This is a genomic window from Rhodoferax sp. (assembly GCF_034519335.1).
Classification (GTDB): domain Bacteria; phylum Pseudomonadota; class Gammaproteobacteria; order Burkholderiales; family Burkholderiaceae_C; genus Allorhodoferax.
The window spans coordinates 86,980-112,668 of record NZ_JAXHOL010000003.1 but is presented as its reverse complement, the minus strand read 5'-3'; the positions used below and the strand labels follow the sequence as shown (position 1 = coordinate 112,668).

The window sequence follows — 25,689 nt, the reverse complement described above, 5'->3', positions numbered from 1 at the left end:
CAGGGATTCTTTGTGGGCCAAGAGGCTGGTGCGCAGCCGCTCCAAGCGTTCAATACGCTCAGCCGCGGTGGACTGGCGCCAGGCCAGGGCGGTGGCCCGCTGCGCCTCAAACGTGGTTTGCATCCGTTGCGGGTCGGCATCTTGAATCGGTTGGCTCATGCGGGCTCCAAAGGCTAGGTGTGCGAGGAAGGCGCGCCCGGGGTCAGGCGCGCACGGTGGCAGCCGGCATTGTGGGGGCGAAGCAGCGCGAAGTCTGTCGCATGCGCTGCGTTTTGAGCGCCCGCTCCAAACGAACTGCGGGTTGACCCTAAGGGCGTCTGGCTGGGATGAAACGGCGTGCGCCGTCAGGTTCAGCGGGCGGTGGCCTGCTGCTGGGTGTCGTCGGGGCTGACGCGGCGTGCGCCGTCGAAGCGCTTGGCCCAGTAGCTCACGCCCATATCCTCGACACGCACTTCTGCGCCGGGCTTGGGGGAGTGGATGAACTTGCCGTTGCCGACGTAGATGCCCACGTGGCTAAAGGCGCGGCGCATGGTGTTGAAGAACACCAGATCGCCGGGCTTGAGGTCAGTCTTGTCGATTTTTTGGGTGGCGGCAGCTTGTTGCTCGGCGCGTCGCGGCAAGAGCAAACCAGCGGTCTGCTCATAAATGGCGCGGACAAAGCCGCTGCAGTCGAACCCGGTGTCTGCAGTGTTGCCACCGCGTTTGTATGGCACGCCCAGGAAGGCCATGGAGTTCATGACCAGCTCCGTGGCACTGGCTTCCACCTTTTCGCCCACAGAGCCAATCCGCGATAACAGGCCACGTTCGTTCATGAAGTGCCCCATCTCGTCACCTGTGCCTTGGGGGCTGGCCTGGGCAGATGCGCAGGCGGCGAGCAGGGCAATGAGGATGAGTTTTCGCATGCGGCGCACTTTAGGGGCAGGGGCCTTGCTTGTCAAGCAAAGTGACTTCTCAAATTACTTCTCTAAGTGATTGATTTATAACAACTTGGCTGCAATTGGCGAAAATGTGTGAAGTTGTATGTAATTAAATTTGAACAACGTTCATTATTTAAAACTACCGGTTTTTTATAAAACGAAGTTTGCAATAATCAGCTTATGTTTGAAAGCAAGGCCATTTGTGAGTGATTCCCGTCGATCCCGGCAAGAGGCCATGGCGCAAACCCGGCGCGACTTGGTGCTGCGTGCTGTGCGCCAAGCGGTGGCTGAAGGGGGCGTGACCAACGCCAATGTGCGCGACATTGCCAAGCGGGCGGGTTACACCGCAGGTGCTCTGTACGCTTACTTTCCGAGCAAGCAGGCGCTGTTTGAAGCGGTATTGGCCGACAGTTTGGCGCGGGCGCAGGCGGCGGCCCAGTCCGCCAAAGTGGCCAAGGGCGCGCCGGAAGGCGCCTTTGCCGCGCGTGCTCAGGCTTGGTTTGCCTACTTTCTGGCGCATCCGGCTGAGGCGCATTTGCTGCTGCACGTGTTGTCCAGTGACGGGCGCGGGCTGGGGCGTGTGGGGGAGGGGCTGGCCACGGCACTCATGGATTCGCTGGCGCCTGTGACCCAGGCTTTGGTGGTGCTGGGTTGTAGCCCGGTGCTGCTGCAGCGCGAAACCATGGCTTTGTTGTCCATGGCCATGGGGGTGCTGCTCATCCACGACCCCAGCAAGCTCAGCGGGACCAACGCATTGGCGGTGGAGGCATTGGCCTCTTATATAGAGAGCGTGCAGTTGCGCCTGGTGGCGGCGCCAGAGCAGTCAGCCCCGGCACTCGCCCCAGAGGGGTTTGCACAGGTGGATCTGTTTGCTTGAGGCTGGACTGCACGGCGTTGGCTGGAGGTTATGCTCACACGCAACGCAAGGAGAATGGCGATGTTGATTGAATTGGAAGAGAGCCAGCTGGTGCTGGTGGACTATCAGGCCCGCTTGATGCCGGCCATGTTTGAGCAGGCCGCGGTGGTGGCCAATGCCGTGCGCCTGGCGCAGTGGGCGGCGCTGCTGGAGGTGCCGGTGTTCTACACCGAACAATACCCCAGCGGCCTGGGCGCAACGGTGCCAGAGTTGGCGCCGGCGCTGCAATCGGCGAATGCCCGTTTGCTGAGCAAAATGCAGTTCAGTGCGGTGGAAGAGGGCTTGGGCGAATGGTTGCGTCCACCGGCCAAGCCGGTGCAGGGCAATGCCCGCAGCCTGCCCAAACACCTGCAGAAACCTGCGGCCTCTGAGCGTGGCATGGTGGTGATTGCCGGCTGTGAGGCCCATGTCTGTCTGCTGCAAACCGCCTTGAATTTGCTGGAAGACGAGTTTGATGTGTGGGTGGTGACGGATGCCTGTACCTCCCGCACCGAGCGTAACCGCGATGCTGCGTTTGACCGCCTGGCCGGCGCGGGGGCTGAGCTGGTGACCACCGAGATGGTGGGCTTTGAATGGCTGCGTTCAGCCGAACACCCCGCCTTCAAGGAAATGCAAGCGCTGATTAAATAGCGCAGCCTGGGTCTTTGAGGGTGGCTTCTGGGCGCGGTGGGCACACCGCGACCCGGTGTCGGTGGACAGAATTCAGGTAAGTCAGCTTGTAGCAAGTTGCTTATCCATAATTATGAATTCAGTTTTGACAGGCCCGACCGGAGACACACAATGACAGGCTACGCCGACTTTCACCGCCGTTCCATCGATGACCGCGATGGCTTTTGGGCTGAACAATCGGCCCTGATCGACTGGCACACACCACCCCGGCAGGTATGTGATTACAGCAATCCGCCTTTCGCCCGCTGGTTTGTGGGCGGCACGACCAACCTGTGCCACAACGCGGTCGATCGCCATCTGGCCACCCGCTCCGACCAGGCGGCGCTGATTGCGGTCTCCACCGAAACCAATACCGAGCAGGTCTACAGCTTCCGGCAGCTGCACGCCGAGGTGCAGCGCATGGCGGCCAGCCTGCTGGCATTGGGGGTGCGCCAGGGCGACCGGGTGCTGATTTATATGCCTATGGTGGCGGAAGCGGCATTTGCCATGCTGGCCTGTGCGCGCATTGGTGCCATCCACTCCGTGGTGTTTGGTGGTTTTGCTTCGGGCTCGCTCGCCTCCCGTATTGAAGATGCATCGCCCACGGTCATCGTGAGTGCCGATGCTGGTTCGCGCGGCGGCAAGGTGGTGGAGTACAAGCCCTTGCTGGACGAGGCTATTCGTCTGTCCAGCCACAAGCCGGCTGCGGTGCTCTTGGTGGATCGGTCGCTCGCTGCTATGGATTTGGTAGCTGCCCGCGACCATCTGTGGGCGGATATGCGGCAAAAGCACTTGGAAACGCAAGTGCCTTGCACATGGGTAGACGCCACCCACCCCAGCTACACGCTCTACACCAGCGGGACCACGGGCAAGCCCAAAGGCGTGCAGCGCGACACTGGCGGTTATGCCGTGGCGCTGGCGGCCAGCATGAAGCATATCTATTGCGGTAACGCAGGCGAGACTTACTTCTCGACCAGCGACATTGGCTGGGTCGTGGGTCATAGCTACATCATCTATGGTCCGCTGATTGCCGGCATGGCCACCATCATGTACGAGGGCCTGCCCACCCGGCCGGACGGCGGCGTGTGGTGGAGTCTGGTGGAGAAGTACAAGGTGACGGTGATGTTCAGCGCGCCCACGGCGGTGCGGGTGCTCAAGAAGCAGGACCCGGCGCTGCTCCACAAATACGATCTTTCCAGTCTGCGCGCCCTGTTCTTGGCAGGCGAGCCGCTGGACGAGCCGACTGCACAGTGGATTAGCAGTGCGCTGGGCAAGCCCATCATCGACAACTATTGGCAGACCGAGACTGGCTGGCCCATTCTCAGCATTGCCAATGGCGTGGAAAAAGCCGCGAGCAAATTCGGCAGCCCAGGCGTGGCCATGTATGGCTACAACGTGAAGCTGTTGGACGAAAACACTGGCGAAGAGCTGACCGGGGCCGACCAAAAAGGCGTGGTGGCGATTGAAGGCCCGCTGCCACCCGGTTGCATGCAGACCGTCTGGCAAGACGATGCACGTTTTGTGAAAACCTACTGGAGCAGCATTCCCGGCAAGCTGGTGTACAGCACGTTTGACTGGGGTGTGCGCGACAAGGACGGTTACTACTTCATCCTGGGCCGTACCGATGATGTGATTAATGTGGCCGGCCACCGCTTGGGCACGCGGGAAATTGAGGAAAGCATTTCCAGCCATCCCAATATCTCGGAGGTAGCAGTGGTGGGGGTGGCCGACGCGCTCAAAGGCCAGGTGGCGATGGCCTTTGCGGTGGTCAAAGATGCCAGCATGCTGGTAGACGAAGCTGCGCGCCTGAGGCTCGAAGGCGAGGTCATGAAAGTGGTGGATCAGACCCTGGGTGCCGTTGGTCGCCCCGCACGTGTGCGCTTTGTGAGTGTTTTGCCCAAAACGCGAAGCGGCAAGCTACTGCGTCGCGCCATTCAGGCCGTGTGCGAGGGGCGGGACCCTGGCGACTTGACGACGATGGAAGATCCCGCCGCCTTGCAGCAGATCCGGGATCAGGCGGGAAGCCCGGCCTAGGGGTTATAGGTGCTTTCGGCGCCTTTGGCCAGACCTGCTGCGCCTTTGATGTCACCAATGGCGGTGCCGGTAATTTTGTAGGTGAGGGCGGCTTTGGCCGCTCCTTCGCCGCTGAAAACGCCATTTGCCACCAAGGAGCCAGAGGCTGAAAAGCTTGCACCGGTTCCAGAGCCGTAGCCGTTTCCGCTGTAGCTAGTGCCGTTGAAGACGGTGTTTACGGTGATGCTGTTGATGGAGGTGTATCCGCCGCTGAAATTCACCGTCATGGATGCGCTGGTGAGCGTGCCCACCTGCAGCACACCGTTGGATAATGCGGTCGGCGCCGTGCCGCCTACCAGGTTGTAGTCAAAGGTACCCGTATTGGGCATGGACAATTCGGGGGTAGGGCGCGCGACGGCGTAGTGGATATCGCTCAAATCCGTGGTGTTGCCATTCACAGTTTTGGTGCCAACTGCCCAGTAGCCCCAGCCCACATAGTCTGCGGCGAACGGATCTCCAGAAGTATTGAAGCTGGATACGCCCGCGGTTCCGGCTTTGTAAAGATTGCCATCTGTACCTGTGTAACTCACCAAGGGGAGGTCAGCAATGATGGCGACGGCTTTTCCATCTGTATTGCTCGCAACACTGCTGTCAAAAATGGCTTGCAGGCCGTTTGCAATAAAAATCTTGTCACCAGAAACTGTCTGACTCTGGGGTGGGGGGACAGACGCTTCCGTGGTCGCCCGCTCCACAGTCCTAGCGGGGTCCTGGTTTTTATCTTTCACAACCACCGTTTCGCCTGCAGTGAGGCCTGTGCAGCCTGTATTGGTGCACACCACAATCGCATCTTGCTCGGCATTCACGGTGACTGATCCATCTGTGTTGTAGCTGATCAGAAACGAGGAGCCACGAATCCCGATGGTGGCGGTGCTGGTGATGACCTTGTAGTTCTCGCGGTTGCGTTTGCCGATCAATCCAGTGATTGCGCGCATGCCACCTTTGGCTAACTCCACCAGAAAACTGTCTGTCTTTGGGTCATTTTTGTCGGCATAACTGGCCAACTTGAATTGTGAGTTGGGCTGAATCGCCACCATGCCCCCATCGCTGAAGCGAATCTGGGCTTGTGCGCCCGTGCCTGTCACGATGTCATCGCCGCTTTGTACCGCACGACCTTTTTGAAGAGGGGTGCTGCTCCCATTGGCAGAGCGGACAGCCACATCGCCAAAAACAAAATTGGCAACGCCGGCATTGGCCAGCGCGCTGACGGGGAGTGCAGTGGCAATCAACAGGCAAGCAGAAGGGAGCGTGAAGAGCCGGACTTTGGACATGGCGGGTTCCTTGTGTCAAAACTCACGTCGTGCCGTGACTGACACAGTGTGTTTTTCCGAAGACGATGTGCTGATATTGGATACTGTCTGCAAGTAACTCCATTGCGGTGTCACGCGCCAGGCTTTGGCGGGTATCCAGTGTGCGCCAGCCCCTAGCCCCCATTGCTGGTCATGGCGGGTACTCAAAAAGAATGGGTCCGGGCCGTTGTAACTGCGATCTTCCAGACTGACAGTGGCAAACACGGCCAGTGCACTGCCAAATGGCTGTTGCAATCCCAAACGTCCCCCCACCAGTTGGTGCCCCAAATGACCGACGCCTGGTTGGCTCGTCACTTCCTGGCCAAGGTAGGCGCTTGCGTATACCGATAGTTCAGAGCGGAATTGGTGCCCGTACGACGCACCAAAAACATAACGGTCGACATTCCTTGTTTTTTGGGGGTACATCAGTTGGCCGACTTGGGCGTAGGCGTTGACTTGCCGGAAGGCATCCAACCGGTGTGTCCATTCCCCCGTGATATTCCAACTGGAGCGGGCTGGCGCACTGGCAATGGTGCTGTTGCCTACCTGTAAGGCCGTGGCGTACTCGTTGCGGTCCACGCGGTAGCTTGCGCCGATGGAGGCATCCATTTGCGTGGAGTCATAGGACAAGGCGTTTGTGTCATGTCCGCGGGTTGAGTAGCCAAAACTCCCAAGCGCTGACCAGCGTGGGGCGATTGTTTTGCGGCCCGAAACATGGAAACCTAATCCGGAAAACGCACTTGAAACCGGTTTGAGTCCGAATACCTTGCTTGATGGTGCGCTGTTGACGTTGTCGTCATAGCCCCCCACGGCTTCTATGTACGCCCGGGTCGAGGAGCCTGCCTCGGATTCGATGCGGTCGATGGTTTGAAGCAACTGGTCAATGGTGCGCGCGGCTTCTGTGGGAATCCCTTGCGTTTTCGCCTGACCCAGCATAGCTTTGGCTCCGGCAATGTCGCCTACGGCGTACAAAGCGTGGCCGAGTTCGGCTCGGGCGCGTGCGTTGTTGGGATTCACCATGAGGGCGCGCTCCAGGGCAAAGATGGCGCGGGTATGGTGCCCAGCCTGGTTTGCAGCAATGCCCAAAACCAAATCAAAGTCCGGGTCGCCCGAGCGTTCCATTTCCAGGGGCTCCAGCAACTCAAAAGCTCGCTGGGCTGCACCAGATTCCGTCATAGCCAGAGCGCTGCGCAATGTGCCGTCCCATGCAGCATGCACCGGGGTGTTCCATATGATGCTGCACAGCGTAAACAAAAGCAGTGAACGGGTAGGTGTGCGCATAGATGGGGCTTTGTGGCTGGAAACGCCGCTAACAAACAGCTTGCGGAGGGCAATATCCTCCACATGATGCGAATTTTATGCCACAGGGGTGCTCGGTGTGGAAGAAACTGCGCAGTGAAAATAACCTTTGCCATGGCAATATAAAGTGGCACAATCCGCCCTGCAATGAAGGCCCTTCCCATGCCACAGTCGCATCCGCCAATCGGTTCAGCCGTGTCGCGGAAGGTTAATTAACCAGCTTTAACCAGCTAATGTTCCCTGAAGGGGAACGGAGGTCAGCGAAATATGAGTGATTCCAGCTCCAATGGTGCGAGCACGGCTGCGTCTGTGTATCAAACCTACCAAGGCAATACCTACCTGTTCGGTGGCAATGCCCCGTATGTCGAAGAGATGTACGAAAACTACTTGGCCAACCCCGGCAGCGTTCCCGATACTTGGCGTGATTACTTCGACGCCTTGCAAAACGTCCCTGCTGCAGACGGCACCACTTCCAAAGATGTAGCCCATATGCCAGTGATCAACGCATTTGTTGATCTGGCGAAAAAAGGTGTCAAACAGACGGTCATGGCGACCGGCGCGGACTCCGAAATGGGCCGCAAGCGCACCGCAGTGCAGCAGTTGATTGCGGCCTACCGAAATGTGGGTGCACGTTGGGCGGACCTCGATCCCCTCAAGCGCATGGAGCGCGACAAGATTCCCGAGCTGGAGCCATCTTTCTACGGCTTCAGCGATGCAGACCAGGAAACGGTCTTCAATATCAGCAATACATTCTTCGGCAAAGAGTCCATGAGCCTGCGAGAGCTCATGAACGCGCTGCGTGAAACCTACTGCGGCACCATCGGTGTGGAGTACATGTATGCCACCGACCAGAACCAGAAGCGCTGGTGGCAACAGAAGCTTGAAGCCATTCGCAGCAAACCGAACTTCACCGCCGACAAGAAGAAGCACATTCTGGACCGCCTGACTGCGGCCGAGGGCTTGGAGCGTTACCTGCACACCAAATATGTGGGCCAGAAGCGCTTCTCGCTGGAAGGTGGCGAGAGCTTCATTGCTGCCATGGATGAATTGATCCAGCAAGCCGGTGCCAAGGGCATCCAGGAAATCGTGATTGGCATGGCCCACCGTGGGCGTCTGAACGTGTTGGTGAACACCTTGGGCAAGATGCCCGCGGACCTGTTTGCCGAGTTTGACCACACAGCCCCTGAAGAATTACCCGCCGGCGATGTGAAGTACCACCAAGGTTTCAGCTCCGACGTGTCGACCCCCGGCGGTCCGGTGCATTTGTCGCTGGCCTTCAATCCTTCTCACCTTGAAATTGTGAACCCAGTGGTCGAAGGTTCGGTGCGGGCCCGTATGGACCGCCGTGACGACCCCAAGGGTCACCAGGTGCTGCCCGTGCTGGTGCACGGGGATGCGGCCTTCGGCGGCCAGGGTGTGAACCAGGAAACTTTGGCGCTGGCGCAAACCCGTGGCTACACCACGGGCGGCACGGTGCACATCATCATCAACAACCAGATCGGTTTCACCACCTCTGACCCGCGAGACATGCGCTCCAGCGCGTTCTGTACCGACATCGTGAAGATGGTGGAGTCGCCCGTGCTGCACGTGAACGGCGATGATCCCGAAGCTGTGGTACTGGCTACCCAACTTGCGCTGGAATACCGCATGGAGTTTGGTCAGGATGTGGTGGTGGACATCACCTGCTACCGCAAGCTGGGCCACAACGAGCAAGACACTCCGTCGCTAACTCAGCCCTTGATGTACAAGAAAATCAGTGCGCACCCCGGCACTCGCAAGTTGTACGCAGACAAGCTGGCTGCCCAAGGTCTGGGTGCAGACCTCGGCGACTCCATGGTCAAGGAATACCGTGCTGCCATGGATGCCGGCAAGCACACGGTAGACCCCGTGCTGACCAACTTCAAGAGCAAGTACTCTGTGGACTGGTCTCCGTTCTTGGGCAAGAAGTGGACTGACGCTGGCGACACCGCCATTCCATTGACCGAGTGGAAGCGCCTGTCCGAAAAGCTGACGACCATTCCTGAGAGTGTTACCCCCCACCAGCTGGTGAAGAAGGTCTACGACGACCGCGCAGCCATGGGCCGCGGCGAAGTCAATGTGGACTGGGGCATGGGCGAGCACATGGCCTTCGCCTCCTTGGTAGCCAGCGGTTACCCCGTGCGTCTGTCGGGTGAAGACTGCGGACGCGGTACCTTTACCCACCGCCACGCAGTCATTCACGACCAGAAGCGTGAGAAGTGGGATGCCGGTACCTACGTGCCCTTGCAAAACGTGGCCGACAACCAGGCTCCGTTTGTGGTGATCGACTCCATCCTGTCTGAAGAGGCAGTGTTGGGCTTTGAGTACGGCTACGCCTCCAACGACCCGAACACCCTGGTGATCTGGGAAGCCCAGTTCGGCGATTTTGCCAACGGTGCCCAGGTGGTGATTGACCAGTTCATTGCGTCTGGTGAAGTGAAGTGGGGCCGTGTCAACGGCATCACCTTGATGTTGCCGCACGGTTACGAAGGCCAAGGCCCTGAGCACAGCTCGGCACGCCTGGAGCGCTTCATGCAACTGGCAGCTGACACCAACATGCAGATCGTGCAGCCCACCACGGCCAGCCAGATCTTCCACGTGCTCCGTCGTCAGATGGTGCGCAACCTGCGCAAGCCATTGATCATCATGACGCCCAAGAGCCTGTTGCGTAACAAGGACGCGACATCGCCGCTGTCCGAGTTCACCAAGGGTGCATTCCAGACTGTCATCCCTGAGAGCAAAGAATTCAAGAGTGACAAGGTCAAACGCGTGATTGCCTGCTCCGGCAAGGTGTATTACGACCTGGTGAAGAAGCGCGAAGAAAAGGGCGAGAACGAAGTCGCCATCATCCGCGTGGAACAGCTGTACCCCTTCCCGCACAAGGCATTTGCGACAGAACTGAAGAAGTACCCTAATGCCACCGACGTGGTGTGGTGCCAGGACGAGCCGCAAAATCAGGGTGCCTGGTTCTTCGTGCAGCACTACATTCACGAAAACATGTTGGAAGGCCAAAAGCTCGGCTACTCCGGACGCGCAGCGTCCGCGTCGCCGGCAGTGGGCTACTCCCACTTGCACCAAGAGCAACAAAAAGCTCTGGTTGAAGGCGCATTCGGCAAGTTGAAGGGCTTTGTTCTGACCAAGTAAGTCAGCCGCACTTCATCCCCCAACACATTACGGAAAGAATTTGATATGGCAATCGTAGAAGTCAAAGTCCCACAGCTGTCTGAATCTGTGGCGGAAGCAACCTTGTTGCAATGGAAAAAGAAGGTCGGCGAAGCAGTTGCTGTCGACGAAATCCTGATCGAAGTCGAAACCGACAAGGTCGTGATGGAAGTGCCCGCTCCCGCAGCCGGCGTGCTGGTGGAATTGGTGGCCGCCGATGGCGCCACCGTCGCTGCCGAGCAGCTGATTGCCCGCATTGATACTGCGGCGGTTGCCGGTGCCGTAGCGCCTGCAGCCGCTCCCGCCGCTGCGCCTGCAGCTGCAGCCCCTGTGGCCGCAGCTGCCGCAGCCGGAAATTCCAAGGCCGGTGTTGCCATGCCCGCTGCAGCCAAATTGCTGGCTGACAACGGCATTGCTGCTTCCAGCGTCGAAGGCACCGGCAAAGACGGCCGCATCACCAAGGGTGACGTGTTGGCCGCTGCGGCTGCTCCTAAAGTAGTAGCTGCTGCCGCAATCCCGACGGGCGTTCCCACCAAGTCTTTGCCTCAAGTGGCAGCGCCTTCCGTGAACCTGGCTGATTCGTTGGCTGGGCGCCCTGAGCAGCGCGTGCCCATGAGCCGTTTGCGTGCTCGTGTTGCTGAGCGTCTGCTGCAGTCCCAGTCCACCAACGCCATCCTGACCACGTTCAACGAAATCAACATGGCTCCGGTCATGGACATGCGCAAGCGCATGCAAGAGCGTTTTGAGAAGGAGCACGGCTGCAAGCTGGGTTTCATGAGCTTCTTCGTCAAGGCGGCTGTGCACGCCCTGAAGAAGTTCCCTGTGTTGAACGCCTCTGTCGATGGCACCGATATCGTGTACCACGGCTACTTCGACATCGGTATCGCCGTGGGCTCGCCCCGTGGCTTGGTGGTGCCCATCCTGCGCAATGCAGACCAGATGAGCTTTGCCGATATTGAGAAAAAGATTGCCGAGTTCGGCCAGAAGGCCAAGGACGGCAAGCTGGGCATTGAAGAAATGACTGGCGGTACCTTCTCCATCTCCAACGGTGGCACCTTCGGTTCCATGATGTCCACCCCCATCATCAACCCGCCCCAGTCCGCCATTCTGGGCGTACACGCCACCAAAGACCGCGCCATGGTTGAGAACGGCCAAGTGGTGGTGCGCCCCATGAACTACTTCGCCATGTCCTACGACCACCGCATCATCGACGGCCGTGAAGCCGTGCTGGGCCTGGTGGCGATGAAGGAAGCGCTGGAAGATCCGGCACGCTTGCTGTTTGATATTTGAGCGGAATCTTCTCTGTATGAAGAAGATAGCAATATTGATTGTTTCTGCGGCGTTGTCTGCTTGCAGTACGCCTCAAAGCTACAACAGTTTTTTCAACAATAGCAATCCCGCTGTTTATAAAACTTACGCGGGCGAAAGTCGTAACGCTGCTGAGCTAGGTGTTGTTGTAACTGACTCCATTATTGATGTGGTTTCCATTGATGGCCGTCCTCTTGACAAGATGCAGCGGTATGGGAAGAAGTTGGGCTTGCTTTCGGGGGAGAGAGTTCAATTTCACATGGAACCCGGGAGCTACGTCTTTGAGCTTTGCTTTTCTATTCCTGGTCCACATGGCTCAAGATGCGATGGCACTTTGAAGTTCCCGGTTTCTGTTGTCTCTGGACAATACCAAATGCTCGTTTGGAAGAATCTTCCTAGAAACCAGTGGACAGCCAGCGTGCAGGATGCGTTGGCATCCAGGTCTGAAATTGATGCGGATTTCAGAGTGGCAATGGCTGTCAAACAGTAAATTTAGAAAGTAATCATGTCTAAACAATTCGACGTCATCGTCATTGGCGGTGGCCCCGGTGGCTACATCGCCGCCATCCGCGCTGCCCAGCTGGGCTTCAATGTGGCCTGTATCGACGAGTGGAAGAACGCCGCCGGCGGCCCCGCTCCCGGCGGTACTTGCACCAACGTGGGCTGCATTCCTTCCAAGGCCTTGCTGCAATCGTCCGAACATTTCAACCACGCCAACCACCACTTTGCCGAGCACGGCATCGAGGTGAAGGGTGTGAGCATGGATGTGGCCAAGATGATTGCCCGCAAGAACGCTGTCGTGAAGCAAAACAACGACGGTATCTTGTACTTGTTCAAAAAGAACAAGATTGCCTTCTTCCATGGTCGCGGCTCCTTTGCAGGCAAAGTGGATGGCGGTTACGAGATCAAGGTCGCTGGTGCCGCCGAAGAAACCATCACCGGCAAGCAGATCATCATCGCCACCGGCTCCAATGCGCGCGCCTTGCCCGGCACACCGTTCGACGAAGTGAACGTGTTGTCCAACGACGGCGCGCTGAATATCGGTGCAGTGCCCAAGAAGCTGGGTCTGATCGGCTCTGGCGTCATCGGCCTGGAAATGGGCTCTGTGTGGAAGCGCCTGGGTGCAGAAGTCACCATCCTCGAAGGCCTGCCCACGTTCTTGGGCGCGGTGGACGAAGGTGTGGCCAAGGAAGCTTTCAAGGCATTCACCAAGCAGGGCCTGAAGATCGAGCTGGGTGTGAAGGTCGGCGAGATCAAGAATGGCAAGAAGGGCGTGTCCGTGGCGTACACCAATCCCAAGGGCGAAGCCCAGACGCTGGACGTGGACAAGCTCATCATTTCCATCGGCCGCACGCCCAATACCATCGGTTTGAACACCGAAGCAGTCGGCTTGGCGTTGGACGAGCGCGGTGCGATCGTGGTGGACGCTGACTGCAAAACCAACCTGCCCGGTGTCTGGGCGGTGGGTGACGTGGTGCGCGGCCCGATGTTGGCACACAAGGCGGAAGAAGAGGGCGTTGCCGTGGCTGAGCGCATTGCCGGTCAGCACGGTCACGTCAACTTCAACACCATTCCTTGGGTCATCTACACCAGCCCCGAGATCGCATGGGTGGGCCGCACCGAGCAGCAGCTCAAGGCAGACGGCGTGGCTTACAAGTCCGGTCAGTTCCCTTTCCTGGCGAATGGCCGCGCACGCGCGTTGGGCGACACCACCGGTTTCGTGAAGTTCCTGGCAGACGCCAAGACGGACGAAATCCTGGGCGTGCACATCGTGGGTCCCCAAGCCTCCGAGCTGATTTCGGAAGCCGTGGTGGCCATGGAGTTCAAGGCCAGCGCGGAAGACATCGCCCGAATCTGCCATGCACACCCCTCCTTGAGTGAAGCTACCAAGGAAGCAGCGTTGGCCGTAGACAAGCGTACGCTGAACTTCTGATTGTTATAAGCCAAATGGGCTGCTAGCGCACATGGATGTTGCGCTAGCAGCTCCTTTTTTTATAGCGTATTGGAGATATTCTTGAGCGTCAGAGCAACCTATGAAGCCGAACTTCGGGCGCGCGGTTACACCGCTGATCCAGCGCAACTGCGCGCTGTTGAAGCCTTGGAGCGTTGTGCAGAGGAGTGGGCGCAGTACAAGGCCAAGCGGTCCAACGCGCTCAAGAAGCTGATCAACCGACCGGAGATTCCGCGCGGTGTTTATATGTACGGCGGGGTGGGGCGGGGCAAGAGCTTTCTGATGGATTGCTTCTACAACGCCGTACCGCTCAAGCGCAAAACCCGCCTGCATTTCCACGAGTTTATGCGTGAGGTGCACCACGAGCTGGTGAATCTGCAGGGAACGGTGAATCCGCTGGACGAGTTGGGTAAGCGTATGGCCAAGCGCTACCGCCTGATTTGCTTCGACGAGTTCCATGTGGCTGACATCACCGACGCCATGATCCTGCACCGCCTCTTGACGGCCTTGTTTGACAACGGGGTGGGATTTGTCACCACCTCTAATTTCAAGCCCGACGACCTGTATCCAGGTGGCCTGCACCGCGACCGTATCCTGCCAGCGATTGCCTTGCTCAACGCCAAGCTGGAAGTTCTGAGCGTGGACAACGGCACTGACTACCGACGCCGTACGCTGGAAGACGCACAGCTTTACCACACGCCCAATGGCTCAGATGCTGATGCGGCAATGACCGCTACTTTCAACGCGCTGGCAGAGCAGCATGATGAGCACCCTGTGCTGCATATCGAGTCGCGTGAGATTCATGCGCGGCGTTTGGCTGGCGGCGCGGTCTGGTTCGATTTCAAAACCCTCTGCGGTGGTCCTCGCTCGCAAAATGACTACTTGGAAATTGCCTCTCGCTTTCATACCGTATTTTTGAGTGATGTGCCTCACATGCCGGTTCGCATGGCGTCAGAGGCTCGGCGTTTCACGTGGTTAGTGGACGTGTTGTACGACCGGCGCGTGAAGCTCATCATGTCTGCCGCGGTACCCCCGGAAGCCCTCTACACCGAAGGCCCGATGTCCCACGAGTTTCCGCGTACCGTTTCCCGATTGACGGAAATGCAATCTAAGGAATTTCTCGACCTCGAGCGCCGTATTGTGGACACGCGCCTGACATGATGCGTCTGGCTGCGTTGTGGGCTTGGGTACTGTGCTGCGGACTTCAGGCCGCCCAAGCGCAGGGCGATCCTCAGCGTGAGCGCCAAAGTATCAGTGCTGAACGCGCAGCTGCAGACGTGAGATTTTCCAGCCAAGAGCAAGCCTGCCAGGGCCGTTTTGTGGTGCAAGCCTGCTTGGATGATGTTGCGGCCCAGCGTCGCACGCTGGAGCGAGAGCTCAAGCGGCGTGAAGCGTCACTCAACGCAGTGGACCGGCAGCAGGCTGCGCAAGATCAATTGCAGCGGAGCGCTGATAAGGCGCGCGACCACCAGAACCGGCAGACCGAACCCACTGGTGACGTTCAGCCAGAGCGAGTGCAAGCCCAGGAAGAGAAACAGCGGGCGCATCTGGAGGCAGGACGATCTTCCGGAGATGCCAGCAAGAAGACACCCATCACCCCTTCAGCCGCTGAACAAGCCTCATTGCGGGAAGCGTACGCAGCCAAACAGCGTGCTGCCCAAGAACGGCGTGCTGCACGCGACAAACGCCTGCGTGAGTCCACCGAAAAACCATCTGCGCTGCCCTTGCCGAAGTAGAAGCTAGAGGCCAAGGGGCCTGTTTTCAGGTGTGCAGTGACTCAACTTTGACGATCACCAGTGAGAGATTGTCACCGCCGCCATGGGCGCGGGAGCGCGCCTTCTCGATCAGAAATTCCGTGGCTTCGCGTGCAGACAAGGTGGACAGCACTGACCCCAACTCCCCGTTGTTGAAGTAGTGCCACACCCCATCGCTACATGCCATCAACACATCGCCAGGGCGCAGTTTTGAAATAAAGTGAAAGTCCACCGGTGGGTCACTCTCGGTGCCCAGACAGCCCATGAGGATGTTGGACTGCGGGTGCACCGCAGCCTGCTCTTCGGTCAGTTCTCCCCGGTTTACCAAGGCTTGCACATAGGAATGGTCCATAGTGCGTTTGACGAAGCGATTGCCATGGTACTGGTAGACCCTCGAGTCACCGGTATGTGCCCAATGGCAATCTCCTCCGGGATTGATCAGGAAGGCCGCCAGTGTGCTGTGCGGCTCTTCCTCCGCAGAGATGGCAGTCAACTTAATGACAATGTGGGCTTCTTGCACCACTTGCAGGAGGGTGGCCGATGCATCATCCGTGTCCGGGTCGTAGCGCTCAAACAATTGTTTGGCAGTCATCATTACCTGATCGGACGCCTTGCGTCCACCGCTGCGTCCACCCATTCCATCTGCCACGATGGCAAGCAGGCAGCCATTGACGCGGGGATGCTTGAGCAGGGCCACCTGATCTTGCTGGTATTCGCGGTCACCCTTGTGGATGCCGGTAGAGGCGGTTAGTCGGTATCCAGTGGTGGCCATGGTGAAGGGCAATTAGTCGGTATTTGTCTGGGAAGTAACAGTCCGGCCGTATTATCAAGCGGACGCCTCACAAATCTGCACCATTTAACCACGTACTCCCCCAATTGCTTTGGAAACGAATCACCACTCCCCGCAGCGGCGACTGATTGAGTTGCGCATGGAACACAGTGACCTGGACGCGCTTATTGACCGCGCGGATGGAGATGTGCCGACTGACGAGTTGATGATGCGTCGACTTAAAAAGAAGCGTCTTGCATTGCGGGATGAAATCGCACGTTTGGAAAATGCCCTTCAACCAGATGAGCCTGCCTGAGCTGTGAGTCTGCGTGATACCGTGGTGCAAACGCTGGAGGCCGATGGGCCACTGGCGAGATCGATTCATGGCTTTGCGCCGCGTGAAGGGCAGCGTACCATGGCGGATGCCGTGGCACAGACCCTTGAGCAAGGCGGCGTGCTGGTGGTGGAGGCTGGTACCGGCATTGGGAAAACCTTTGCCTACCTGTTACCTGCGTTGCTGAGCGGTGGGCGCATCCTGCTTTCCACAGCGACCAAAGCCTTGCAGGACCAGTTGTTTGGTCGTGATATTCCGCAGCTTGTATCCACTTTGGGCTTGCCTTCGCGCGTGGCTTTGCTGAAAGGGCGGGCCAGTTACCTGTGCCTCAGTCGGTTGCAACTGGCTCGCCACGCTGGCGTGTTATCGCGTGCATCAGACTTGCAGAGTCTCGCCACTGTAGAGGTCTGGGCATTGAGCACACGCAGCGGTGATCTCGCAGAGCTGTCAACGTTGGACGAGCGGTCGCCCGTCATCCCGTTGGTGACATCGACACGGGACAACTGCACCGGCACAAAGTGCCCACAATTTCAGAGTTGCCATGTGTACCGGGCCCGCCGCGCAGCCATGGCGTCCGACATTGTGGTGATCAATCATCACCTTTTTTTTGCAGACTGGAATATCCGTGAGTCTGGAGTCGCGGAGCTTTTGCCCACTGTGAATGCGGTGGTGTTTGACGAGGCGCACCAGCTGAACGAAATCGGCATTCAGTTTCTGGGTCGTCAGTTGGGCACGGGCCAATTGTTGGCGTGGGGCAGGGACCTTGTCACGACTGGGCTGTTGCACGCGCGAGGTTTTGCCGATTGGCCTGATCTGGCCATGCGGCTGGAAGGGGCGCTGGCGGATTGGCATTTGGTGTGCCAAGCACCCGTGGCACCGCAGACACGTTCGCGCTGGGTTGGGGAATCACCGCAGGGGATTGCGCCTGTCCAGTGGCACCAGGCGCTGTCCCGGGTAGCGTCTGCTTTGTCTGCGGCAAGTGTGGCCGTAGGGGGCGTGGCAGAGTCTGCAGACGAGCTTGCCAACCTGCATGCACGCAGCCAGGTGCTGGTAGAACGTCTTGCCCATTTTATGCAGCCACTCTCGGAAGGCGGCGTCCGCTGGATTGAGTGCGGTTTGCGACTGCGTATGTTCGAATCGCCTTTGACGATTGCCAGTGCTTTGCGCCAACGTCTGGCGGAGCGCGGCGACTCCGCGGCAGGACCTGCTTGGATTTTTACCTCCGCGACCTTGGGGAACGATCCCGGGCTGGCCTCTTTCTTGGCCGCACATGGGCTAGATGAAGCTCGTGTATTGCAAATTTCCAGCCCTTTTGACTATGCGCGTCAAGCACGGCTCTACATTCCCACCATCTTTCCCAAGCCCTCAGATCCACGCCACAGTGAGCAGGTGGCTGAACTGGTTGCGCAAGCTGCGGGGGTTCTTGGGGGGCGGACCTTGGTGCTGACCACCACGCTACGTGCCATGCGACGCATCGTGCAATTGTTGCGTGTCCATTTGCCGGAAAGTGGCCACGTGCGAGTGCTTTTGCAGGGTGAGGCCTCCAAACGTGAGTTGCTCGCCCGTTTTATGGAAGATTCAGCGCCAGGCCATATCTTGGTAGCCACCGGCGCCTTTTGGGAGGGTGTGGACATACCGGGCGATGCTTTGCAAATGGTGGTGATCGACAAAATCCCCTTTGCACCTCCTGATGATCCCGTTGTGGAAGCGCGCTGCCAGCAATTGGAGTTAGAGGGTAAAAGTGCCTTTACCCACTATCAATTGCCGCAAGCGGCCATGGCACTAAAGCAAGGTGTGGGGCGATTGATCCGCCGCGAATCGGATCGCGGGGTGTTGGTGATCTGCGATGTGCGACTTTTACAGATGGGTTACGGCCGGTCCCTGTTGGCTAGTCTCCCCGGCATGCCTCTGCTGGAGCAAGACAGCGAGTTTCAGAGGGCGCTGCGCGCGCTTACCAAACCTTCCACCACGGATCCGTATTCGTCTTTTCCCCCTTGAGGACGTAGTCGGAGGTGGGGTAATTCTTTTCAAGAATGCGCTTGGCGTCATCACGCAATTGATCCATGCCGAGTGCATCGTAAGATTTATACAGAATGAACAATGCCTCCTCAATGGCAGGTACATCCCGGTAATCGGTGACCGCCTGTTGCGCGCGGTTGGCAGCAGCCAAGTAGGCACCCCGCTTGTAGTAATAACGGGCCACATGCACTTCATACTGTGCCAGTGAACCCACGATGTACGCCATACGCTGGCGCGCGTCGGGGCTGTAGCGTGAATCTGGGAAGCGGGTGGTCAGCTCTTTGAACGATTCAAATGATTCTTTGGCCGCCTTTTGGTCTCGTTCCGACAGATCTTGTCGCGTGATGGAAGAAAGCAGGCCCAGATCGTCATTGAAATTGATGATGCCCTTGAGATAAATCGCGTAATCTAGAGCGGGACTGGCCGGGTGAAGCTTGATGAATCGATCCAACGTAGCCAATGCCTGCGCCGGCTCGGCAGCTTTGTAGTGGGCATAGGCCTTGTCCAGCTGGGCCTGTTGTGCCAATGGTGTACCCGCTGCGCGGGCTTCCAGTTTTTCCAATAAGGGCACCGCTTTGTCCCACTGGGATGAGCCCATTTCATCCTTGGCCTCAGCGTACAAACGGTTGGGGCTCATGCCAGCTGTTTTGTCGATAGGGGCAGAGGAGCATCCTGCTACGACCAGCAATACGGCCGCCAATAGAGAGGCATAAACGACCGATAATTTCACACGCAGCATCTTGGGGACCTTCTTGAATCAGACCGCCGGAATTATATCGACGCACTCCAATGAGCCCGATTCGGAAGACGAGGTTCTGGATGGGGTCTCTGAGACAGAACTCCGCAATCTCACTGTCAGTTCCGCCCAGCATGGCGATCGTATTGACCGCGCACTGGCTCAAGCTGCCGCAGAGTTCTCGCGCAGTTACTTGCAGCAATTGATTGAAGAGGGGGCCGTTGCGCTGAATGGGCAGACCGTGGCCAAGTCCTCTCAACGCGTCAAAGCAGGAGATTTAATTGCTGTCGAATTGCGCCCTACCCAGCAAAGCCAGGCTTTCAAGGCACAGCCCATGGACTTGGACGTTGTGTATGAAGATGAGCATGTGCTGGTGATCAACAAGCCAGCGGGTCTTGTGGTGCACCCAGCGCCTGGCAATTGGTCTGGTACTTTGCTGAATGGTTTGCTGGCCCGGGACCCCCTGTTCGCAAGTGTTCCGCGGGCCGGTATCGTGCATCGCTTGGACAAAGACACCAGTGGATTGATGGTGGTGGCCCGCACCCGGCTCGCCATGGACGCACTGGTGAAGGCCATCGCTGCGCGTGAGGTTAGCCGGCAGTATTTGGCATTGGCCCACAACCCGTGGAAAGGCGCAACCCAGGTGAGTGTCGACAAGCCGATTGGGCGAGATCCTCGGAACCGCCTGCGTATGGCGGTAGTGGATTTATCAGTCTCGTCCGGCAAACAGGCAAGGACCGATGTCTTTTGGCAGGCCAATTCAGTGACTGGCTGCTGGGTGCGTTGTGCCCTGCATACAGGGCGCACGCACCAAATTCGCGTGCACATGGCTTCACTCGGGCATCCTTTGGTGGGTGATGCGCTTTACGGTGGCAGCCCGGAGTCCGGGATGAGCCGCCAAGCCTTGCATGCGTTTCGCTTGGCATTTCACCACCCCATAACGGGTGTTTGGAACGAATTTCTCGCCCAGCCCGCCACAGATTTTTTGGCACTTTTGGCATTGTGGGGGCTCAGTTACAATGTGCCGACAGGTCCGGGAGGACGCTGATAGACCCAAGCCAGCCGCTTGTGGTCTGACACCCAAGCGCTGACGACGCGCTGTTTGCCAACGACGATCACTGTGGTCGCTCAATTTGCTGGTGACTTTTTCGAAACGCCCTGACTATGAACATGGTCGATGCCAAGCGAGTCCTAGAGACCGCCCTGATGTGTGCCCAACAACCTTTGCCGCTGAAAAACATGCGGGAATTGTTTGCGGACTCCATTGGAGTGGACTCCATCAAACAGATGCTGGATGACCTGCGAAATGACTGGGCGGGACGGGGGATGGAATTGGTAAGCGTAGCCACTGGCTGGCGCTTCCAGAGCCGTCCAGAAATGCGGGAGTTTCTGGACCGTTTACACCCTGAAAAACCTCCAAAGTACACCCGGGCGACGCTGGAGACGCTCGCCATCATTGCCTATCGTCAACCGGTTACGCGCGGTGATATGGAAGATATCCGGGGCGTGACCATCAGTTCCTTGTTGATTAAGCAACTTGAAGATCGCGGCTGGGTGGAAGTCATCGGACACCGCGATGCACCCGGGCGTCCGGCTCTGTTTGCGACTACCAAGCAATTTTTGGACGATCTTGGCTTAGCGTCATTGGATCAATTGCCATTGCTTGAGCACCCTTCACAAGGGGCGGCGCTCGGCGATTTGGCATCTGCGTTGGACGAACCTGCCGAAGCCGCGCCCACTGTTCCGGCCATAGACGATGCCGGCCCTCAAATGATCATGTCGCTCGACGAACAAATTGCCCCCGAAACTGAAATGGGACCCCAACATGAATGAAGTTCCTGAATCTCTGCCCCATGCTGCTGCAGAGCCTACTGCGGAGGCTATTGCGCACGAGCATCGCTCCGCTCCCGTAGTGGCGCCTGTGAGCGAAAGCACCGTATATCGCTTTGAGGATGTGGTGTCTGGCCAGTTTGATGCAGACGATGCGCTGGAAGATTTGCCTCCCCCCAAGCGGGTTCTTTTGCCGCAGGCCGAAACGCCCAAGCTACACAAGGTCCTGGCCCAGTCGGGAATGGGTTCGCGCCTGGAAATGGAGCAGCTGATTCTGGAGGGGCGCATTTCGGTGAATAACGAGCCGGCCCACATTGGCCAACGCATTCAGTTTGGTGACAGCATCAAGGTGAACGGGAAGCCCATCCGCTACCGCATAGACCCGCCACCCGCCCGCGTGATTGCTTACCATAAGCCCGCAGGGGAAGTGGTTACCCATGACGACCCCCAGAACCGTCCGACCGTGTTTCGCAAGCTGCCCAAACTGCAGCAAGGCAAATGGCAGTCGGTGGGGCGCTTGGACCTCAATACCGAAGGGCTCTTGTTGTTTACCAGCTCTGGTGAATTGGCCAACAATCTGATGCACCCGCGATTCGGTCTGGAGCGTGAATATGCCGTGCGTGTCTTGGGGGCTTTGAGTAAAGAGGAAAAACAGGCGTTGCTCAGCGGTGTTCAATTGGATGACGGTATGGCGCAGTTTGGCTCCATCGAAGAGGGGGGGGGCGAAGGGTCGAATTGCTGGTACCGAGTCACTATTTCTGAAGGCCGCAACCGCGAGGTTCGTCGCATGATGGAGTCTGTGGGCCATGCGGTGAGCCGTTTGATACGCATTCGTTATGGTGCCATGTTGCTTCCAAGGGGATTGAAGCGCGGTGCTTGGATGGAGTTGGATGATGTTGACATCCGCGCGTTGGCGCAGGCGGCTGGCGCCGGCCGGCCTCGCGCCGAGGGGACAGCAGACGGAGCCGCTCGCCCGCCACGAGCGCCAGGTAGTCGCAACCCCGCCCGTGGTCGATCGGCCGGTGGTCGTGGGCCTTCGTATCCCAAGGCTGGCCCCACCCAAGGGGCGAGTCCTGGTCGCAGTGCTGGCGGACGCAAAGACAAACCGGCGGATCGTCAAGCCGGCGCGCAACCAGATCCCATGAAAACGGCATTTGGCTATATTGGTGCTGACAGCTTTTCACGCCAGCGTCAGGATGCTGCCGGCCGGCCCCGCGGCGGACAAGGTGGGCAGCGCCGAGGCGGACGCAGCCGTTAATCACAGTGTAAAATCCAGCGCTTTGCCCCTGCTGGGGCAAATGTCTATTCATTCATAACACAGGAATCCTATGGCTATCGAACGCACTCTCTCCATCATCAAGCCCGACGCTGTCGCCAAGAACGTGATCGGCCAAATCTACGCCCGCTTTGAAGCAGCTGGTCTGAAGGTCGTGGCAGCACGCATGGCACACCTGTCCCGCGGTGAAGCAGAAGCGTTTTACGCCGTTCACAAAGCGCGTCCTTTCTTCAAGGACTTGGTGGATTTCATGATCTCCGGCCCCGTCATGATTCAGGCCTTGGAAGGTGAGAATGCCATTCTGAAAAACCGCGACCTGATGGGCGCGACAGACCCCAAGAAGGCTGCTCCCGGAACCATCCGCGCTGACTTCGCTGACAGCATTGACGCCAACGCTGTGCACGGTTCCGACGCTGCAGAAACTGCTGCTGTCGAGATCGCGTTCTTTTTCGCTGGCATGAACGTTTACTCCCGCTAAGACATGCAATGACGGCCAATCTTCTTGAATTCGATCTTGAGGGATTGGCCGCTTTTTGTGAGCGGCTCGGAGAAAAACGCTTCCGGGCCACCCAGCTGTTTCGCTGGATTCACCAAAGAGGCGCGTCATCCTTTGATGACATGAGTGATCTCGCAAAGTCTTTGCGCGAAAAGCTCAAGACCTGTGCGGAAATGAAATCACTTGCCGTGATCACCCAGCACATATCGGGTGACGGCACCATCAAATGGCTGTTCGATGTTGGTGGTGGTGATGCTGTTGAGGCAGTTTTTATCCCCGAAGATGATCGCGGCACGTTATGCATTTCCTCTCAAGCGGGTTGTGCTGTGGGATGCCGATTCTGTTCCACGGGCCATCAAGGTTTTAGTCGGAACCTTACAACAGGGGAAATCATTGCCCAGTTGTGGTTTGCTGAGCATTTTTTGCGTAAACATCTGGGTGTCAGCCAGCGGGTCATCTCCAACGTAGTGATGATGGGTATGGGTGAGCCCCTGCAAAATTATGCCGCGTTGGTTCCTGCCCTATATGTCATGTTGAATGACAACGCCTATGGTCTATCTCGTCGTCGAGTTACTGTCTCCACGTCTGGCGTGGTTCCGATGATGGATCGGTTGGGGGCGGATTGTCCGGTGGCCTTGGCCGTCTCCCTGCATGCACCGAACGACGCCCTGCGCGACAACTTGGTACCCCTGAATCGCAAATACCCCTTGGCAGAGCTGCTCGATGCGTGCCGTCGATATTTAGCTTTTGCACCCCGTGATTTCATTACCTTTGAGTACTGCATGTTGGCAGGTGTAAACGACACGCCGGAACATGCGAGGGAGTTGCTTGCATTGGTGCGGCCTGCGAACGGGCCTGCAGTTTCTTGCAAGTTCAACTTGATTCCCTTTAATCCATTTCCTGCATCGGGTCTAAAGCGTTCCAACGCAGCACAGGTTCAGGCATTCTCCAAAATTCTGAGCGACGCGGGTATCGTCACCACTGTTCGCAAAACGCGTGGCGATGACATCGATGCAGCCTGTGGGCAGCTCGCGGGTGATGTGAAAGATCGTACCGATGTCGCAAGGCGGATTTCCAAGCAACGAACCGTTATGCTGCAGCCCGTAATGGACACTGCTCTGAATGAGCAGACGAAAGGACCTGATGCCTGATTCGCTTTTTTCTGCCCGTTCGAAGTGGTGCCGGTTGCTTGGGGCTTTCGTGTTTGGAGCGCTGATGGTAGTTGTTGTGGGGTGCGCTTCCACTGCACCGCCAGCGACGTCTGGCAGTGATTTGCAGACAGAGTCGGACGAGACGGTTGCTCGCAAGCGGGCACGCATTCGTCTTGAATTGGCTGTGGGCTACTATAACAACGGTCAGACCACGATTGCCCTGGATGAATTGAAGCAGTCAATCGCAGCGGATCCCACACTGCTGGAGGCTCATAATTTGCGTGGGCTAATTTACATGCGCTTGAATGATGCAGCCTTGGCAGAGGAAAGCTTCAGAAAAGCTCTGCAACTTAACCCGCAAGCTTCTTCCGTACAGCACAACCTGGGTTGGATGTTGTGCCAGCAAGGCCGAATGCCTGAAGCCAACCGACAGTTTTTGGCTGCAATAGCAGAGCCCGGCTATGTCGACAAGGCGAAATCCTGGATGGCCATGGGCGTGTGCCAAGCCAAGGCCGGGCAACGCGTTGAAGCTGAGGCCAGCCTGCTGAGAGCCTATGAACTCGACGCGAGCAGCCCTGTGACTGGCTACAACTTGGCCTTGGTATTGTTCCAGCGTGCTGAGTATGTTCGTTCACAGTTCTACATCCGGCGCATCAACAATGGTGATCTAGCCAACGCTGAATCTTTGTGGTTGGGAATCAAGGTGGAGCGCAGCTTGGGCAATAGGGATGCCGTTGCGCAATTGGGCACGCAACTCAGCAAGCGTTTTCCCCAGTCCAGGGAGCTGTCTTTGTTTGAACGTGGGGCATTTGATGAGTGAGGACACTTTGCTGACCACAGTGTCGGCTGCAAATGAGCCGCCGACGGCTCAGGCTACGGCAGGAACATTGCTACGTGTGGCACGTGAAGCTGCCGGCCTGCATGTCGCTGCATTGGCCGTGTCGATGAAAGTCCCGGTCAAGAAGCTGGAGGCCTTGGAAGCAGACCGCTTTGATCTCTTGCCTGATGCGGTGTTTGTTCGGGCGCTGGCTTCCAGTGTGTGTCGTAATTTGAAAATCGACCCGGCGCCTGTATTGTCCTTGTTGCCACATCAGCATGCCCCCCGATTAGGGACCAGCGATGGAGGGATTAACGCTCCGTTTCATGCCGCTGGAGAAAGCCGCCCCCTATCTGTACCGAGCGCACTGAAGCAGCCAGTTGTCATCGTGGTGCTGATGTTGTTGGCGGCAGCTTTGGGCGTTCTGTTCTTTCCAGAATTGCAGGCCGAAGTTCCGCCCGAGGACGTTGCAGCGACCTCGGAGTCCTTGCAGGTTGTCCCCTTTGCGCAAATGCCTGCAGCGGATACTCCTCCCCCTTCGGTGGCGGTCGAGCCTGTTATACCTGCTGCTATGGTCGCCGCTTCGACGCCCACGGCGTTGCCTGTCGCGTCGGTATCCTCAGCCCAAACAGTTGGTGCTATACCGGAGGTAAAAGCCGCGAGTGCACCGGCGCTACCATCTGCCGCCGGCCAGCAAGTGGTGTTCCGCGTCAAGGGCCCCTCTTGGGTGGAGGTGACGGATGCCAAGGGCGCGATTTTGATGCGAAGGAATCTGGCGCAAGGCGACACAACGGGAATTTCGGGGGCGTTGCCTTTGTCGGTTGTAGTGGGACGTGCAGACGTCACAGAAGTTGAAGTCAAGGGTAAACCTTTCAATTTGGCTGCGATTGCCAAAGACAATGTCGCGCGATTTGAGGTGAAGTAGTGCA

General features: G+C 57.9%; 23 protein-coding genes. 18 read left to right on the top strand and 5 right to left on the bottom strand.

Features of this window, described 5'->3' with window-relative positions; genetic code table 11:
- Positions 1 to 350: 350 nt before the first annotated feature.
- On the bottom strand, positions 351 to 902 hold the full coding sequence (locus U5O12_RS04410; RefSeq protein ID WP_322577469.1) for a C40 family peptidase: 552 nt from the start codon (positions 900 to 902) through the stop codon (positions 351 to 353).
- Positions 903 to 1,119: 217 nt separating this feature from the next.
- Between U5O12_RS04410 and U5O12_RS04405 the strand changes: the two genes are divergently transcribed.
- The 3 genes from U5O12_RS04405 to U5O12_RS04395 all read left to right on the top strand — a co-directional run bounded on the left by U5O12_RS04405 (position 1,120) and on the right by U5O12_RS04395 (position 4,515).
- Positions 1,120 to 1,794 (top strand): helix-turn-helix domain-containing protein, encoded by a 675-nt coding sequence (locus U5O12_RS04405; protein ID WP_322577468.1) that lies wholly within the window; start codon positions 1,120 to 1,122, stop codon positions 1,792 to 1,794.
- Between the two features lie 60 nt (positions 1,795 to 1,854).
- Positions 1,855 to 2,463 (top strand): isochorismatase family protein, encoded by a 609-nt coding sequence (locus tag U5O12_RS04400; RefSeq protein ID WP_322577467.1) that lies wholly within the window; start codon positions 1,855 to 1,857, stop codon positions 2,461 to 2,463.
- Positions 2,464 to 2,613: 150 nt separating this feature from the next.
- Positions 2,614 to 4,515, top strand: coding sequence for a propionate--CoA ligase (locus tag U5O12_RS04395; protein WP_322577466.1), 1,902 nt, complete (start codon positions 2,614 to 2,616; stop codon positions 4,513 to 4,515).
- On the opposite strand, the gene U5O12_RS04390 is transcribed toward U5O12_RS04395, so the two are convergent.
- Both U5O12_RS04390 and U5O12_RS04385 read right to left on the bottom strand, forming a co-directional pair.
- The gene (locus U5O12_RS04390; RefSeq protein ID WP_322577465.1) at positions 4,512 to 5,822 is read right to left on the bottom strand and encodes a FecR family protein; all 1,311 of its coding nucleotides are present in this window, start codon (positions 5,820 to 5,822) and stop codon (positions 4,512 to 4,514) included. The genes U5O12_RS04395 and U5O12_RS04390 overlap by 4 nt on opposite strands.
- 15 nt (positions 5,823 to 5,837) lie before the next feature.
- Complete coding sequence (locus tag U5O12_RS04385) at positions 5,838 to 7,121, bottom strand: tetratricopeptide repeat protein (protein WP_322577464.1); 1,284 nt, start codon at positions 7,119 to 7,121, stop codon at positions 5,838 to 5,840.
- A gap of 285 nt (positions 7,122 to 7,406) precedes the next feature.
- Here U5O12_RS04385 and U5O12_RS04380 point away from each other — a divergent pair, with 285 nt between their 5' ends.
- The 6 genes from U5O12_RS04380 to U5O12_RS04355 all read left to right on the top strand — a co-directional run bounded on the left by U5O12_RS04380 (position 7,407) and on the right by U5O12_RS04355 (position 15,314).
- Positions 7,407 to 10,301 carry a 2-oxoglutarate dehydrogenase E1 component gene (locus U5O12_RS04380; RefSeq protein ID WP_322577463.1) on the top strand — a complete coding sequence of 965 codons (2,895 nt, stop codon included), beginning with the start codon at positions 7,407 to 7,409 and terminating at the stop codon, positions 10,299 to 10,301.
- Positions 10,302 to 10,346: 45 nt separating this feature from the next.
- Entirely contained in the window at positions 10,347 to 11,609 is a 1,263-nt protein-coding gene (gene odhB / locus U5O12_RS04375; RefSeq protein WP_322577462.1) for a 2-oxoglutarate dehydrogenase complex dihydrolipoyllysine-residue succinyltransferase, read from the top strand.
- Between the two features lie 16 nt (positions 11,610 to 11,625).
- Positions 11,626 to 12,117: a hypothetical protein gene (locus U5O12_RS04370; RefSeq protein ID WP_322577461.1), complete on the top strand. Its 492-nt coding sequence runs from the start codon at positions 11,626 to 11,628 to the stop codon at positions 12,115 to 12,117.
- A 15-nt stretch (positions 12,118 to 12,132) separates the two neighbouring features.
- Positions 12,133 to 13,560, top strand: coding sequence for a dihydrolipoyl dehydrogenase (lpdA, locus tag U5O12_RS04365; RefSeq protein WP_322577460.1), 1,428 nt, complete (start codon positions 12,133 to 12,135; stop codon positions 13,558 to 13,560).
- 75 nt (positions 13,561 to 13,635) lie between these two features.
- Positions 13,636 to 14,739, top strand: a complete 1,104-nt coding sequence (zapE, locus tag U5O12_RS04360; RefSeq protein ID WP_416221444.1) for a cell division protein ZapE — start codon at positions 13,636 to 13,638, stop codon at positions 14,737 to 14,739.
- Positions 14,736 to 15,314, top strand: a complete 579-nt coding sequence (locus U5O12_RS04355; RefSeq protein WP_322577458.1) for a hypothetical protein — start codon at positions 14,736 to 14,738, stop codon at positions 15,312 to 15,314. Before zapE ends, U5O12_RS04355 begins: the two co-directional genes overlap by 4 nt.
- Before the next feature lie 25 nt (positions 15,315 to 15,339).
- Here the strand turns inward: U5O12_RS04355 and U5O12_RS04350 are convergent, their stop codons facing one another.
- On the bottom strand, positions 15,340 to 16,104 hold the full coding sequence (locus U5O12_RS04350; protein ID WP_322577457.1) for a PP2C family protein-serine/threonine phosphatase: 765 nt from the start codon (positions 16,102 to 16,104) through the stop codon (positions 15,340 to 15,342).
- Between the two features lie 109 nt (positions 16,105 to 16,213).
- Between U5O12_RS04350 and U5O12_RS04345 the strand changes: the two genes are divergently transcribed.
- Both U5O12_RS04345 and U5O12_RS04340 read left to right on the top strand, forming a co-directional pair.
- Complete coding sequence (locus U5O12_RS04345) at positions 16,214 to 16,417, top strand: YdcH family protein (protein ID WP_322577456.1); 204 nt, start codon at positions 16,214 to 16,216, stop codon at positions 16,415 to 16,417.
- A gap of 3 nt (positions 16,418 to 16,420) precedes the next feature.
- Entirely contained in the window at positions 16,421 to 18,433 is a 2,013-nt protein-coding gene (locus U5O12_RS04340; RefSeq protein ID WP_322577455.1) for an ATP-dependent DNA helicase, read from the top strand.
- On the opposite strand, the gene U5O12_RS04335 is transcribed toward U5O12_RS04340, so the two are convergent.
- A complete protein-coding gene (locus tag U5O12_RS04335) occupies positions 18,387 to 19,193 on the bottom strand; it encodes an outer membrane protein assembly factor BamD (protein ID WP_322577454.1) in 807 nt (268 codons plus the stop codon). The genes U5O12_RS04340 and U5O12_RS04335 overlap by 47 nt on opposite strands.
- A 13-nt stretch (positions 19,194 to 19,206) precedes the next feature.
- Between U5O12_RS04335 and U5O12_RS04330 the strand changes: the two genes are divergently transcribed.
- The 7 genes from U5O12_RS04330 to U5O12_RS04300 all read left to right on the top strand — a co-directional run bounded on the left by U5O12_RS04330 (position 19,207) and on the right by U5O12_RS04300 (position 25,685).
- A complete protein-coding gene (locus tag U5O12_RS04330) occupies positions 19,207 to 20,238 on the top strand; it encodes an RluA family pseudouridine synthase (protein WP_416221440.1) in 1,032 nt (343 codons plus the stop codon).
- A gap of 116 nt (positions 20,239 to 20,354) precedes the next feature.
- The gene (gene scpB, locus U5O12_RS04325) at positions 20,355 to 21,023 is read left to right on the top strand and encodes an SMC-Scp complex subunit ScpB (protein WP_322577453.1); all 669 of its coding nucleotides are present in this window, start codon (positions 20,355 to 20,357) and stop codon (positions 21,021 to 21,023) included.
- Positions 20,998 to 22,278 (top strand): pseudouridine synthase, encoded by a 1,281-nt coding sequence (locus tag U5O12_RS04320; RefSeq protein ID WP_416221443.1) that lies wholly within the window; start codon positions 20,998 to 21,000, stop codon positions 22,276 to 22,278. The genes scpB and U5O12_RS04320 overlap by 26 nt, the downstream gene beginning before the upstream one ends.
- 70 nt (positions 22,279 to 22,348) lie before the next feature.
- Positions 22,349 to 22,774 (top strand): nucleoside-diphosphate kinase, encoded by a 426-nt coding sequence (gene ndk, locus U5O12_RS04315; protein WP_322577451.1) that lies wholly within the window; start codon positions 22,349 to 22,351, stop codon positions 22,772 to 22,774.
- Between the two features lie 8 nt (positions 22,775 to 22,782).
- Positions 22,783 to 23,943 carry a 23S rRNA (adenine(2503)-C(2))-methyltransferase RlmN gene (gene rlmN / locus U5O12_RS04310; protein ID WP_322577450.1) on the top strand — a complete coding sequence of 387 codons (1,161 nt, stop codon included), beginning with the start codon at positions 22,783 to 22,785 and terminating at the stop codon, positions 23,941 to 23,943.
- The gene (gene pilW / locus U5O12_RS04305; RefSeq protein ID WP_322577449.1) at positions 23,936 to 24,763 is read left to right on the top strand and encodes a type IV pilus biogenesis/stability protein PilW; all 828 of its coding nucleotides are present in this window, start codon (positions 23,936 to 23,938) and stop codon (positions 24,761 to 24,763) included. The genes rlmN and pilW overlap by 8 nt, the downstream gene beginning before the upstream one ends.
- A 7-nt stretch (positions 24,764 to 24,770) precedes the next feature.
- Positions 24,771 to 25,685 carry a helix-turn-helix domain-containing protein gene (locus tag U5O12_RS04300; RefSeq protein ID WP_322577448.1) on the top strand — a complete coding sequence of 305 codons (915 nt, stop codon included), beginning with the start codon at positions 24,771 to 24,773 and terminating at the stop codon, positions 25,683 to 25,685.
- Positions 25,686 to 25,689: the final 4 nt, after the last annotated feature.

Bases quoted from the DNA above. Each gene is read 5' to 3' on its own strand.
- scpB (WP_322577453.1), top strand. From the start codon at position 20,355: ATGAACATGGTCGATGCCAAGCGAGTCCTAGAGACCGCCCTGATGTGT.
- U5O12_RS04350 (WP_322577457.1), bottom strand. From the start codon at position 16,104: ATGGCCACCACTGGATACCGACTAACCGCCTCTACCGGCATCCACAAG.
- U5O12_RS04380 (WP_322577463.1), top strand. From the start codon at position 7,407: ATGAGTGATTCCAGCTCCAATGGTGCGAGCACGGCTGCGTCTGTGTAT.
- U5O12_RS04390 (WP_322577465.1), bottom strand. From the start codon at position 5,822: ATGTCCAAAGTCCGGCTCTTCACGCTCCCTTCTGCTTGCCTGTTGATT.
- U5O12_RS04335 (WP_322577454.1), bottom strand. From the start codon at position 19,193: ATGCTGCGTGTGAAATTATCGGTCGTTTATGCCTCTCTATTGGCGGCC.
- rlmN (WP_322577450.1), top strand. From the start codon at position 22,783: ATGACGGCCAATCTTCTTGAATTCGATCTTGAGGGATTGGCCGCTTTT.
- U5O12_RS04355 (WP_322577458.1), top strand. From the start codon at position 14,736: ATGATGCGTCTGGCTGCGTTGTGGGCTTGGGTACTGTGCTGCGGACTT.
- ndk (WP_322577451.1), top strand. From the start codon at position 22,349: ATGGCTATCGAACGCACTCTCTCCATCATCAAGCCCGACGCTGTCGCC.
- U5O12_RS04400 (WP_322577467.1), top strand. From the start codon at position 1,855: ATGTTGATTGAATTGGAAGAGAGCCAGCTGGTGCTGGTGGACTATCAG.
- U5O12_RS04395 (WP_322577466.1), top strand. From the start codon at position 2,614: ATGACAGGCTACGCCGACTTTCACCGCCGTTCCATCGATGACCGCGAT.
- U5O12_RS04370 (WP_322577461.1), top strand. From the start codon at position 11,626: ATGAAGAAGATAGCAATATTGATTGTTTCTGCGGCGTTGTCTGCTTGC.
- pilW (WP_322577449.1), top strand. From the start codon at position 23,936: ATGCCTGATTCGCTTTTTTCTGCCCGTTCGAAGTGGTGCCGGTTGCTT.
- U5O12_RS04410 (WP_322577469.1), bottom strand. From the start codon at position 902: ATGCGAAAACTCATCCTCATTGCCCTGCTCGCCGCCTGCGCATCTGCC.
- U5O12_RS04385 (WP_322577464.1), bottom strand. From the start codon at position 7,121: ATGCGCACACCTACCCGTTCACTGCTTTTGTTTACGCTGTGCAGCATC.
- lpdA (WP_322577460.1), top strand. From the start codon at position 12,133: ATGTCTAAACAATTCGACGTCATCGTCATTGGCGGTGGCCCCGGTGGC.
- odhB (WP_322577462.1), top strand. From the start codon at position 10,347: ATGGCAATCGTAGAAGTCAAAGTCCCACAGCTGTCTGAATCTGTGGCG.